The sequence below is a fragment of the Leptospira dzoumogneensis genome, from assembly GCF_004770895.1.
Taxonomy (GTDB): domain Bacteria; phylum Spirochaetota; class Leptospiria; order Leptospirales; family Leptospiraceae; genus Leptospira_B; species Leptospira_B dzoumogneensis.
In genome coordinates, this window is sequence record NZ_RQHS01000016.1 from 44,401 (window position 1) to 57,582 (window position 13,182).

Sequence of the window (13,182 nt, forward strand, 5' to 3'; positions counted from 1 at the left end):
CTGTTTCTTTTGTATCTGACCGATTGATTTATATAATTTCATATTATCCCAATACTGCTTCCAGCGCATCCACATTGATCGCAAATCCGCAGGCATCTTTTTGGGTTCCGGAAAATAGCTCATATAAATGATCATAAGCTCCTCCGGTTAGAACCGGTTCTGAACTTCCGGAAACGTAACCTTGGAAAACGAATCCGGTATAATATTCCAAATCCGGAATAAGAGTATAATCCGAACAAAATTCCAAACCGGGAGTTTTGCCTAGAGAACCTATAATTTCGCCTGTTTCGGAGATGATCTTCTGGAAAGAATCGGAAAGTCCTAAAGAAGAGAACTTCTTACCTAGATCTTCCTTATGAGAAACAAATCCCAAACATAAAGATTCTAACACAGGGAAAATCCTGGAAGCGTTTCTGTTTTCCAGAAAACGGCGGATCTCCGGAAGATTTTTCCTATATAATAAAAACGATAATTGCCTTTTTTCGGATCTGGAAAGTTCCAAAGACTCCAGAACGGAATGAAAGACCCCAACATTGCCTAACACAATCGTTAATGGCGAACGCAGTTTAATTCCGGAGAATAATCCGGAAATCTCTTTCAAAATTCCTAAAATAGCCGGGGCACCCGATCCGCCTATATGCTCCGCACCTACTTGCAGGATTTCTTTTCTAGATCCGCTCTTTCTACCATAGTCTCTGAAAATTTTTCCCTGATAAAAGATACGTTGGTTTTCTTTGCGGTGCGCAAAACCGGCCATACCTTTTACAGCCTGAACAGTCAGATCCGCACTGGGAGAGATCTCATTTCCGTCTGAATCCCTGAATCTGTATAAAGCAGAGGAGTCTTCTGCTGACATGGTAAGCAAAAAAGAAGAAGAATAATCAAAAGAAGGTAAAAATACCTCAGAGTATTTGAATTCTTTGAGCTTGGAACTGAGGGAATTTAGAAGTTCCCTTCTTTCCGAACTCTCGTTCGGTCCAAAAAAATGAAATCCGTCCGGGATCCATTTTTTCTCGCTAAACTCTGGAGGATTATGTGTCATCTGTTCTTTACGAAAAGCCCCAAAGAACAGTTCCTTTTGGCTAGGGTAGAATTCAAATCGTTTTTCCCAAAAAATAGAATGACAATAAGCCTTCCAAGGATAGAAAGTATTCTCCGGAAATCGCGTATCCAACCTTAAAGTTCGAGCTCTAAGCACCGAAACCAGATTAACCGCAAGACCTTAAACAGAGACGTAGCATGGCAGAAAAAGAACAATCCGTCGGAAGATGGCAGAAGGAATTCTTCGAGAACATTCACCTATTCAAAAGATCCGGGATGAGCGAAGAAGAAGCTAAAAAGATACTTCAGAAATTTCTTTATCTTTGTTCCGTAACTCCGATGCCTCCGGTCATGGATGTTTTTAAAGATCCATCTTCTCTGGAAAGAATAGGTGTGTACACCCCTCCTGAAAAAAAGGCCAGGGAATTCATGATCGAATTCCTTTCTCCTATCATGAAATTTTTTACTGTAGAAGGTATCGAAAATCTAGCTGCAGTTAAACCTCTGATCGGAAAATACCCGGTAACCTTGATCTCTAATCACCTTAGCCATTTGGATGCTCCTGCAATCTTCCAACTTTTATATCATGCTTCTCCGGAAGGCAGAGAAGTGGCGGAACAATTGGTATTCATCGCAGGACGTTTGGCATACGAACCTGATTTTACCAGACTAGGACTCTATATGTTCGGAACTCTTTTGGTCTGCTCCAAGAGAGACATGGCGGATAACCCAAGTCTTTCGGACGTGATGACCAAAATTAATATGAGAGCCTTCCGACATTCTCAAAAACTACAACAAGAAGGAAAGATCGCCGCTATCTTCCCGGAAGGGACCAGGTCCAGGGACGGAAGGTTAATGCCTTTTGTGGACACAGTCTATCATTATGTTGCAAATAAGGTCATTCTTCCAATTTCATTGGAGAAGACGGACAAAATCCTTCCTACCACAAGTTTGCTCTTCAACCAGGTAGCAGGAAAGCTAACCATCGGCAAACCTGTGTTAGTCGGAGAATTATCTAAAAAGGAGATGGCTCATTTCCCTAAAGATATAGAACATCTTCCATTCCCGGAACATGGGGATAAAAAACAATTCCTGATCGATAATCTAGCTCTACTTGTAGGACAAAACCTGAACAAACACCAGCATGGTATTTATAGGAACTTGTACAGCGCGGATGCCAGAGACCAAAACAAACTCATAAAGGTGCCTAAAGAACCTAAAGAGAAGGTTGTAGTGATCGGAAATAGCAGTATGGGAATTGCGATAGCAACAGTACTTGCCAATAAAGACATCAACGTTTTTGTTTATCATCCTGACAAAGAATACACTTCTCAATCCAATACGGAAAGAAGAGATCTCAGAACGTATTCTTTGTATAAACTTCCTCCGAATCTTACATTCACTTCTGATCCGGAAGAGCTAAAAACTGCGACATTATTTATCCAAGGAACCAATCCTTGGGAGCTGCATACGATCTATCCTGATCTTCAACCTTATCTTTCTAAGAACAAGGCTCCATTCTTCAATATTATCAAAGGATTTACGAGCGCAGGTTTGATCTTAGACGATCTACAACATGGGTTAGGGATAGAAGATGATAGGATCGGAGTGATCTCCGGTGCTTGTTATCCTGATCAGATCATGGAAAGAAAAATTTCCGGATTCGAGATCGCGGCCGTGAACGAAAGTCTGATCCCTCGTATTCAAAAATTATTAACTACAGGTTATATTTTCCCAAGATCCGCTCTCATTCCTACGGACGTAAAAGGTGTCCAGTTAGGCGGGGCACTCAAAACAATTTACGCTCTTGTAATGGGTATTGTAGAAGGTTATTTCCAACAAACCCTCGGCGGGAATGTGGACAATTCCCTATTCCATCTTTCCAATCGTTTTTTCAACGAAATGGTAAATGTGGGAGTCCGTATGGGAGGAAAACCGGAGACATTCCAAGGCCTATCAGGACTGACTGACTTTATGTTATCTTGTTTTGGAACGGATGCAAAAGACAGAAAAACCGGTTACGATATAGCGAACGGTCATCCTTCCGAGAAGATGTCTAATGGATTCTATGGATTGAAGGTAATGCCAAACCTAATGAAGATAGATCCGAACGAAGTTCCGATCATGTATGCAGCTTACGAAGTGGTCATCAATAAGAAAGACGTTCGTAAGGTTGCGGAAGGAATGGAAGAAAGGCTTTCGAGAGTTTAATCACCTGCTAAATCCATCCAAGCGCAATGCTTGGATGGAGTCTTTCGGTCAGCTTTATCTTCCGTTTACGAAAATTTCCAGCAGTCCTTCCGACAGCGCTTCTATCTCGGAGGCTCTTTCTTTCAGAAGTCTGAAAGTTTTTTGTAATGCGATTTCCATTTCCTCTTTGGGAACTCCGAATGTAGTCAATCCCAATTGGATGACTGTGGTCATCATTCTTAGTCTGTCTATTTTTCCGGAATGTACCATTTCTTCCAAAAGGCTTTGGAATACTCCTCGGAAGGCCAAAGTACGGATTAAATACTCTTGTTCGTCGAACTCAGGATTATACTTTTCGAATAGGATCTTACTTCTATGAGAGCCTCGGTTGCCTATCATATCGGTCACACCTTGGGTCTTATAAGCCGCTAAGTAAGTTTCCGCTATAGTGAGTTTTTTCTGGCAAAGGTAGAATTGTAATCCTACTTCCATGGCAAAAACCAAAGGAGGATCCATTTCACCTACCAGGCGTTCGGCGGTCTCACCCGCTTCGTTGAATACTTCCCCCGCTATCGCGAGTAGTATCTCTTCCTTATTCTTGAAAAAATGATATAGACTTCCTGTAGTGATCTCTGCTTCCTCGATGATCCTACGTATGGTCGCCTTCTCATATCCTTCGCTTACGAAAAGTTTCCGGGATACTTCTAAAATTTTAGCCCGAACTCGATTGGACTGTTCTATTCTCTTCATCTGTTGACACCCTGCCGGAACAGAGCCTATTCATTTCGCATAAGTAGTCCCTTATGGGATAAGCTCTTTCCTTTTTATTTATATGTATTTAAGATTGCGTAATGCGCCTTGTTAGCCTCGTATAATTTTTTGAATACGGAAAAATTCCGATCATATACTAATTTATTCGCCGGATTCGGATTCCATCTTTCTTTGCTCGGGATCAGATTTTTGATCTCTTCGAAAGAATGAATTTTACCTAATCCTAATGCAGCGATCGCTGCAGCCCCGGTTGCTCCTGCATTTTGAGGATGGTCTATCGTTTCAATGGTTCTACCTGTAATATCCGCCAAGATCTGACAAATGATAGGAGAACGTGCCACTCCACCCACAAATCGAATTGTAGAAGAAGCTGGGACTTTTGCATGAGATAATTCCAGTATCCAACGTTTATGAAAGGAAATACCTTCGATCACGGACCGGATCAGTTTTCTTTTTCCTGTATCTAATCCTATATTAAAGAACATTCCTCTTGCTGCAGGATCTTCGAAAGGACAACGGTTTCCATGCAGCCAAGGAGTGAATATGACTCCATCACTTCCTGCAGGAGTGTCTTTGATGGATTCGAATAGGTATGCGAAAAGACTTTCGTGAACTGCGTCTTCGCCTTCTGTTACATTCTTTTTTTCTAAATAAACATCTATCTCATCCAATGCAAGATGGTCCTTGACCCATTGTAGACATTTACCGGAAGTTTCCTGCTCTCCGAAATAATTATAAAAACCGGCTCTTGCTCCTACGATGGATGCGATCCTCGCGTTGATATCCACAGTTCTTTTTTTGGTGACCGTTGATACCCAACCGGAGGTTCCTGCATAGATATGAGTGTCTCCTTCTTGTACTGCACCTGCTCCGATACCTATCAGTGTGGCGTCTCCTCCTCCACCGAAAACTGCAGTCCCTTCCTTTAATCCTAGTTCTTTTGCGGATATTTCAGTCAAACCGCCGATTAAATCTGTGGATTGTATTAGATCGGGAAGATGTTCGAAACGAACTCCGAACATTTTGCAAAGCCCTTTATGCCAGCGGCTTTTACCGGGACGAGAATCATATAAGAAAGTGGCGAATGCAGAATCCAAGGTCATGGTTGCTCTGCCGGTACATCTAGTAGTCAGATAATCTTTCACATCCAACCACTTGTGAACTCTTGCGAATTTTTCGGCTTCTTTTGCCTCGACCCATTTATATTTCCATAATGGATCTTTTACACTTCCTGCAACTGCGCCTGTGATCTGTAAGGAACGAAGAAGTTTATAAGCATTCAGACCTTCTATCTTGATCCCATGCTCTATTCCTTTTTTCATTTGTTCACGGGCTCTTTGGTCCATATAACTCATCGCAGGACGAACCGGTTTCAGATCCTTATCAACTAAAACAAGACCTTGCATTTGAGAACAGAAGGAGATCCCACGGATTTCTGCGGGATCTAATTTGGTTTCTTTTAAGACTTGGGCGGTGGTATCTCTCATGGAATTCCACCAATCTTGGGGATCCTGCTCCACTCCTCCGCCTTCTAAAAGTGTGAGTCCGTATTCTTGGGTTGCAGAATTAACTAGAGTAAGCCTATCACCTATTTCAAATAGGCAAGTTTTGGTCCCGGTAGTTCCTATATCGTAAGCCAAAACATAGACTTTTGATTTCATGCAGTAGATCCTCCGAAACCCAGTTGAAAATAACTAGATGAGTGAGCACTCACTCATCAGGAGATTGGAAAGCCCCTCAAAAAGGGCAATCCTTTTTTCTAAAATGAGAAGGCGGTTATATGAGATTGTCGTTTCGTGTCAATAGAATCGCGGCAAACAACCGCCACAGCGATGCGCAGGGGAAGTCCGATCGCTGATGTCGTCTGGATATTTTGGCCTTCGGCCATCGACTTGCTTACGCAGTCGTTTTCTCGCTCCCTACGGGTCGCTGCGAAACCTTTTATAAAAATTATCTACCGATAATCCCTTCCGCTTCCGGTTTGAATCTATAGATATAATAAGGTCCCTTGCTTAAGATAGTGCTGTCCGTTTGCAAGAACACTTCGTTTAACGCGCTGCAAGTCAGATACATATATCCGTCTGGAGCGTAACTGAATCCGTCAGGCCAACGGAAGCTTGGGTCCTTGAATAATGTGGTGATCTTTTTATCAGGATCGATCAAGTTCACTGCAGAATGTTCCGCGTCTGTCACATAAATATTTCCGCTCTTATCTATGCTGATCCCGTCACTCATTGATTTTAAAGAATATTGTTCTACCTGGGCCGCGAGCCCCGCCGCGGATAACGTAGAATCCCTTAAAACGCTGGTTTTAGCGCGGTATAGTTCTCCGGAAGTGAAAGGAGCAAAATACAACCATTCCCTATTTTGGTCCAAAGCGATTGAGTCCGCATTAAATATGATAGAAACTCCTGCCACTTGGAAAGGAGATCCGTTCACAACGATCTCATTTCTTTCTCCCACTACGGAGACATGGTCTTTCAGCAGGCGTCTTGCTTTTTTATTTGTGATATCATAAACAACTAAGCCAGGATCCGGGATGAGAGGGCTTGTATCGGTGATAAAGATCGTCTCTGTTACGGTGTCGATCTGCATATCGTTGAACAAAGAATCCTTAGGAGCGATAGAAACCGGGAATTCATACTCATGGACGGTGGCTCCTGTTTCTATATCGAATGCGTAAACTTTCGGTCTTGTTATTGCTAGATTGCCATAATCCAGGGTCCAAAGGCGATTTTTATCATCTACTCTGACTGAAAGAACAGTATTAAAATTTTTCTGAAAGTTCTGGTTTGGAAAAGGAAGTACCTGGCCATTCTTTAACTCGGCAACTTTGATCGGAGGAGATCCTTGGGGGAAGAAAGAGAAGAAGATTCGGCCGGAAGCGGACGCGCTTATATTACCGGGAGGACGATCCAACTGGATCACTTTTTCCAAAGAAGAAGTAGGATACTTAGGTAACGTTGTCCTATCTTCTAAATTTCCCGTTTCACATTTTACAATGGTGGAAACCAATACAAAGACCAGAGCCCATTTTTTTAACATAAAATTTTCTCCACTGCCTCATATCATAAGGCAAAAAAGAAAACAGTCGTCCGCATTGCTTAAGTCGAACGTCCGAATTTAAGAAGTCGGTCTTTTATAAAAAATCAAAACTTACAACTTTCTTATTTCTTAAAGTACTAGTAAGCTATGTAAACTTGCGTTCAAGCGAAAAGGAACGGGATTATAGGATCGAATTACCTTGCACTTATATGCGTCTTACATTTTACAAAAACACTTATTCGCATAATATTGAGATTGTTATAATTAGAATCTAAAATCATATCTACTTCCCATTCCAAAATTATAATTTGCTTGGAACTAGAACATATACCTCTTATACTGTCATTGTTACTTCCGAGCTTATAAGTGATGACTTCCTCGGACCTAAGTGATGCGAATTATTATCTTTTACTATTTAAATAAAAACGGGGCTTTCTATGCGTGAAAACCAAGTAAAGGTATACGGCTACAGATGGGTGATTCTTGGTCTATACGCACTAATTACGGCGATTATCCAAATCCAATGGCTGACTTTTGCGCCGATAGCCAGAGAGGCTAAAGTATTTTACGATGTATCCAGCCTTCAAATAGATCTTCTCTCCCTTATCTTTATGGGAGTATTCGTATTAATGGCAATCCCTGCTTCTTATATAATCGATACTTACGGAATTAAGATAGGAGTCGGAGTGGGAGCGGCTCTCACAGGAATTTTCTCCTTAAGTAAAGGAGTGTATGCGGATAATTTTAGTATAGTGGTTGCATCTCAAATCGGCTTAGCAATCGCACAACCTTTCATATTAAACGCAGTCACTAAAGTAAGTGTGCAATGGTTTCCGATCACTGAAAGAGCCACCGCTGTTGCTATCGGAACACTCGCACAATTTGTAGGCATAATCTTAGTAATGGCGATCACTCCTAGAATGTTAGGAGAAGTAAATCCGAACCCACAAGAAATCCCTGGAATTCTTTTGAATTATGGATTGGTAGCTTTGTCAGGAGCCGTCGTATTCTTAGCGTTCTTTAAAGAAAAACCTCCGACTGCTCCGGACAATGTAAATCTACAAGATTCCAAATTTAAAGTATTCGAAGGTTTAAAACATATTTTAAGCCAAAAGGATATGAGAAAATCTCTGCTTCTATTTTTGATCGGACTCGGAGTATTCAATGCAGTCAGCACTTGTATAGATCAGATCTGCGAAACAAAACATCTGAACATGACCCAGTCCGGAGAAATTGCAGGAATGATGTTAATGTCAGGAATTATTGCAGGTATCTTTGTTCCATTGATCTCAGATAAGGTCGGCAAAAGACAACCTTTCTTGGTGATCTCTATGGCAGGGTTTTTACCGGGAATGTTATTATTCTCCTTAGCAAACGATTATACATTAGTTTTAACCGGAGCATTTTTAATCGGGTTTTTCTTACTCGGGATTGGAGCGCCGATCGGATTCCAATATTGTGCAGAGATCACCTCTCCCGCACCTGAATCTTCTTCCCAAGGTCTTTTACTTTGGATCGGTCAGATCTCAGGGATCTTCTTTATCTTGGGGCTGAACTTTTTAGGAATAGATCTATTCTTAAAAATATTCATAGGTCTTGGGGTCCTGAACTTAGGTTTATCTTTTTTACTCAAAGAATCTCCACTCATGCTTGGAGCAAAAGTACAGGAGAATTCTCTCTCCAGAAAATAAATAAAAAAAGGTCCGTCGGAATTACTCCGACGGACGGTTTAAGGTTTGCTATTCAATGGATCAAGTCGTTTCAGATGTGATCCGCTTGGAAGAAATTCGTTCCAAAAATTTTCTATAGTCCGCTTTAAAAGTAAAGGCTATCGATTAGTGTCGAGGTCGGGCTTCAAGAGCCTGCGAAGCAGGTTCTTATAATTTTTAGCGTTACGTCTTCCTCTGATCTGATCACGGATCATATTCCAAATCAAAGAACCTGGTAGTTTTGGTTCTTTTCCTTCTCCCATTCTTCTGAACTGAAGACGGATCGCGGACATCTTAGAAAGTGAATTGATTGCAGGATTGGAAAGTTTAGGTATTTCTACGGAAACCTTTTCTATTTTTCCGGAAAGTAATCCGTTTACGAATGTAGGATGGAATGCAAAAGGTGCAGCGATCCCTACCAAGTCCGCTTCTTGCGAAACAATAGCTTCTTCCATTACGGATCTGCTTCTGAATCCTCCGGTTACTAACAGAGGGATTTTAGTGATCTCTTTTGCCTTTTTGGCAAAATCCAAGAAGTAAGCTTCTCTTTTGTTTGTGCCTGTTCCTTGCATTGCAGGAGATTCATAATTCCCTCCCGAAATTTCCAAAAGATCCAAACCGATCGGTTCCAGCATTTTGATCACTTGAATGGAATCTTCTTCCTGGAAACCTCCACTCTGGAAGTCCGCGGAATTTAATTTAACTCCAATCCCGAAATCGGATCGAACAGATGTTTTGATCCCTTTTAGAACTTCTAAAAGGAATCTTGCGCGATTTTCTAAGGAACCACCCCATTCATCTTTTCTAATATTGGTGATCGGAGATAGGAATTGGTTTAATAAATATCCATGAGCAGAATGGACTTCTACTCCGTTGAACCCTGCTTTTTCGGCTAAGACTGCAGCATCCACGAACTTTTGGATGAGAACTTTAATCTCTTCTCCACTTAATTCTCTTGGTTCTCCAAAAACCTTAGCGAACATTCTTCCTGGTATATGGACTTTTACCGGGGAAGGTGCAACGGGGGTTTCGTTAATAAAGCCGAATGTTTGTCTTCCCGGATGATTGATCTGCATCCAAATTTTGGATCCGCCGGACTGTCCTATCTCCGCCCATTTTTTAAGTGGAGAAAGATCCATATCCTTTCTTAAGATCACGTTTCCCGGACCGGTAAGTCCATTCACGTCCACCATTACGTTTCCGGTAAGAAGAAGTCCCGCTCCTGATTGGGACCATCTTTCATATAGTTTGAATAAACTTTTGCCGGGAAGAAATTCCTTATCCGAAAGACCTTCTTCCATAGATGCTTTCACGATTCTGTTTTTGAGTATTTGGTCGTTTGGAAGTTTCAGTTCGGATGAAATCCCTTCCTTTGATAATGCCTGGATCATAAAATTCTCACTTAATTGTTCCTACCATTCGGTATTTATTTGACTGGGTCGGTCAATTAAAATTCCTACCGGTTGGTATTTATTTTTAGGAAAATGAGAGAATTCGTTTGACGGGCCAAAGAAAAATGTAGAAACAGAGGGCAGGAATGAAACTAAGCAAAGCTAAACCGGGCTGGAAAAAAATGCCGGAGGAAGTCCGAAAGGGATCCATCCTTCAGGCAGCTATGCAATGTTTCTTTAGTAAGGGTTTTGAAAGGACCTCCGTCCAGGACATAGCGGACGCAGCCGGTCTCACAAAAGGCGGGATCTATTTCCATTTTGAAAGCAAAGAAGAGATCAGAGACACTCTCATCCAAAACTTTTTGTCCTGGGAAAGGTTCGGATTCGAAGAGCCTGAAGTAAAAGCACTCCCACCACATCTGCGCTTGGTAGAATACCTAGAAAGACTTGCGAATCGTCTGGCAGTGGAAGGAAATTGCAGCCCTCGCCTATTTGCAGAAGCCACTGCCTGCGGCGCCATGGAAAAAGAAATATTAAGTTTTTATGATTCTTTAGAAAAACTTTTCGCTAAAACTATTAAGGAAGCCCAAGAAAACGGCAAGGTCAGGGAAGATCTTTCTCCTGAACTTTCTGCAAGGACACTACTTGCACTTTTTGACGGTTTGCAGATCCAATCCGATATTTCCGATAAAAGAGCGCTGCAGACCAAAGGCAGGGAAGTGCTGAAAGTGTTTTTTAAATCTATGTTATTCCTTCCTCAGGATGGCTGTGAGATTTAAAGGATCGTTTCAAAGTTTGAGTCTTTCAAACCTTGATCGGAAGATAAATACTCACTAACAAAAAAGCCAGAGAAATCAGGATCGCCATGAGTGGTCGGACGATCCGATAAAATTTCCACAGTCTCAATTTATATTTTTTATTCTTCATCTCTATATATTAGAGAACAAAGGAAGGATCTCAGACTTACATTTTCAGAAAATTTTTTATGATCCCTTGAGTGAGGGATAGCGAATTAAGAATTAGATTATTTTAATTCTTTATGTCTTTTCCTGATCCAGAGTCCGTATACTATTCCGACGGAAAATCCGGATACGATCACTATAATTAGAATTGGGTCCATCTTTGTCATAGATTGATCTTAGATCTATGTATTGCAAGGCCTTAGTTGGACTTGCTAGTCACTGAAGTGATCTGGAGGGTTACTCCGGAAACTTTTAAGTATGTCCAGTCCGTAGTTAAAGTGGGAGAAATATCCGTAGTCCCGATAGAACCTCCGTCCCCCACAACTACCATTCTATTTAGTTTAGTACTATAAGTTGCAGACATCCAATCTTGGTAGGAACTCGTAGTTCCACAAGCATCCAATGTATTTACCGTAGTCCAAGATATTCCTTGGTTAGAAGAGTAAGCCCATTTGCAGGAATTTCCGAAACTGTATATGTTCCCAGACTCATCACTTGCAAATCCATTGGGTCGATTATTCGCCCCAAAACCGATCGCAACTGACGCAGGCCAGACTCCACTCGCATTCATTTTAGAACTTACCGCTATTGAATCGGCTGCTCTCATTCCAAATACCAAAAGTGAATTTGCCCTAGACACGAAGAACTGGAATGAATATTGATCATATACGGTAGTATTCGGAGGAGCATATGTCAAAGATTCCAATGCATTACCGCCGCCATATGGAGGAAAACCCGGCATGTCAGAAGTAGAAGTGCTCGGATTATATTCTAAGGTCGCCGAATAAGACCCGCCTTCTTGAGCGCAGTACAGAGTATCATTATGGAACATGACCAAACATGATCCATTCACCGTTCCATATTCCGTTTCCGGAATATCTTCCATTACGGTCCAAGTCTTTCCATTTGTACTTTGGATCATGTATAATTGGTCTGCGCTTGAATTCGAGCCAAACTTAGTACCGGCTGCTACAAATTTTTTTACTCCACCGACCCTTCCGTAAGAAATAGATCTAAGCGGTAAATTTCCTTGGGATGGAAATACGCTACTATTCGGACAAGGGATCCTGGTCCAAGTTGTTCCGTTTGGACTTGTCCAAAGCCCGCAGTTATTTGTTCGAGTTTCGAATGAAGCGGAGAGAGTTCCAACAGCTACATATAATCCGTTACCATAAGTTACCGAATATAAAGTTCCTCCGGAACAATCAGGAAACACGGAAGAACCGGAGGCGACGGCCCATTCGACTCCATCTTCACTTGTCCACAGGGAGCAAGAAAGCCCCACTGCTACAAACTCATTACCGTTCTCGGTAGGTTGGAGTTGATTTGATAATGTCAGATCCAAGGAAAGACCCACTAAGGATTGGGAAGCATCTATATTCACTTCCTTTGCTTGGTTACAATATAAGATCTGAAAGATACTTAGTAATAGAACGATACGTTTCATACGGGCCTTTTACTTAATAACAAATTTCCATAAAATCTTTCCCATCTTTTTTGGGATATCGACCGTTTGATTATGTAGAATTCTCTAGGATTTTTCTAGTTAGTTTAGGGCTCCAACTTATAATCGGCCTCTAAAATTCGAGGACAATGGCTGAAAATAGTCCCTAAATAATGCCTGGCTAAAGAATGAAAGACCCATTCTCCTGCTGTATTTTGCACCTCTGCGGAACCAATCTCGGAAAAACCGTTTTTCTGGAAGAAAGAATCTAAGCTCCAATCTTCTTCCCCAGGGATCACTTGTATTTTTAACATAGCGTAGAAGGTCCCTGAATCGGGATCGAATCTGAACACGATGGATCGGCCGCCTAATGGATTTCGAATGGAGAAGGTGGCCCATTTTGCCTTGGGTCCGGAACCTTCGGACTTTAGATCGTACAATTCGTATTGTAAATCTTTCTCATTTCCGAAAAACTCATGAAAAGCGGAACGAAATGCCTCTCCGAATTCTAACTGGGTTGGGCAATAAGAATCTTCCGAAGGATCCATAGTACTGATTCTTGGAAGGTAGTATTCACCATCAAGTTTTTAGAGAAATGGATCTTAGGAAAATAAACGAGACTCTAGTCT

At 41.5% G+C, this 13,182-nt stretch carries 10 protein-coding genes; 3 read left to right on the top strand and 7 right to left on the bottom strand.

The window, feature by feature from the left end; translation table 11 throughout:
* Positions 1-43: 43 nt before the first annotated feature.
* Positions 44-1,042 (bottom strand): ATP phosphoribosyltransferase regulatory subunit, encoded by a 999-nt coding sequence (locus EHR06_RS10225; RefSeq protein WP_208757773.1) that lies wholly within the window; start codon positions 1,040-1,042, stop codon positions 44-46.
* Between the two features lie 197 nt (positions 1,043-1,239).
* Here EHR06_RS10225 and EHR06_RS10230 point away from each other — a divergent pair, with 197 nt between their 5' ends.
* Positions 1,240-3,252 (top strand): 1-acyl-sn-glycerol-3-phosphate acyltransferase, encoded by a 2,013-nt coding sequence (locus EHR06_RS10230; RefSeq protein WP_135756903.1) that lies wholly within the window; start codon positions 1,240-1,242, stop codon positions 3,250-3,252.
* 54 nt (positions 3,253-3,306) lie between these two features.
* On the opposite strand, the gene EHR06_RS10235 is transcribed toward EHR06_RS10230, so the two are convergent.
* From EHR06_RS10235 to EHR06_RS10245, 3 genes are all read right to left on the bottom strand, one after another.
* Positions 3,307-3,981, bottom strand: a complete 675-nt coding sequence (locus EHR06_RS10235) for a TetR/AcrR family transcriptional regulator (protein WP_135756904.1) — start codon at positions 3,979-3,981, stop codon at positions 3,307-3,309.
* A gap of 74 nt (positions 3,982-4,055) precedes the next feature.
* Positions 4,056-5,663, bottom strand: coding sequence for a xylulokinase (locus EHR06_RS10240; RefSeq protein WP_135756905.1), 1,608 nt, complete (start codon positions 5,661-5,663; stop codon positions 4,056-4,058).
* A gap of 289 nt (positions 5,664-5,952) precedes the next feature.
* Entirely contained in the window at positions 5,953-7,047 is a 1,095-nt protein-coding gene (locus EHR06_RS10245; RefSeq protein WP_135756906.1) for an L-dopachrome tautomerase-related protein, read from the bottom strand.
* Between the two features lie 437 nt (positions 7,048-7,484).
* Between EHR06_RS10245 and EHR06_RS10250 the strand changes: the two genes are divergently transcribed.
* Positions 7,485-8,738 (top strand): MFS transporter, encoded by a 1,254-nt coding sequence (locus EHR06_RS10250; RefSeq protein WP_135756907.1) that lies wholly within the window; start codon positions 7,485-7,487, stop codon positions 8,736-8,738.
* Positions 8,739-8,875: 137 nt separating this feature from the next.
* Here the strand turns inward: EHR06_RS10250 and EHR06_RS10255 are convergent, their stop codons facing one another.
* Positions 8,876-10,147, bottom strand: coding sequence for an NADH:flavin oxidoreductase/NADH oxidase family protein (locus EHR06_RS10255; protein WP_135756908.1), 1,272 nt, complete (start codon positions 10,145-10,147; stop codon positions 8,876-8,878).
* Positions 10,148-10,293: 146 nt separating this feature from the next.
* On the opposite strand from EHR06_RS10255, the gene EHR06_RS10260 reads away from it, so the two are divergent.
* Positions 10,294-10,926 carry a TetR/AcrR family transcriptional regulator gene (locus EHR06_RS10260; RefSeq protein ID WP_135756909.1) on the top strand — a complete coding sequence of 211 codons (633 nt, stop codon included), beginning with the start codon at positions 10,294-10,296 and terminating at the stop codon, positions 10,924-10,926.
* Positions 10,927-11,308: 382 nt separating this feature from the next.
* Here the strand turns inward: EHR06_RS10260 and EHR06_RS10265 are convergent, their stop codons facing one another.
* Together EHR06_RS10265 and EHR06_RS10270 are read right to left on the bottom strand one after the other, a co-directional pair.
* A complete protein-coding gene (locus EHR06_RS10265; RefSeq protein WP_135756910.1) occupies positions 11,309-12,556 on the bottom strand; it encodes a beta propeller repeat protein in 1,248 nt (415 codons plus the stop codon).
* Between the two features lie 104 nt (positions 12,557-12,660).
* Positions 12,661-13,101: a hypothetical protein gene (locus EHR06_RS10270; protein WP_135756911.1), complete on the bottom strand. Its 441-nt coding sequence runs from the start codon at positions 13,099-13,101 to the stop codon at positions 12,661-12,663.
* Positions 13,102-13,182: the final 81 nt, after the last annotated feature.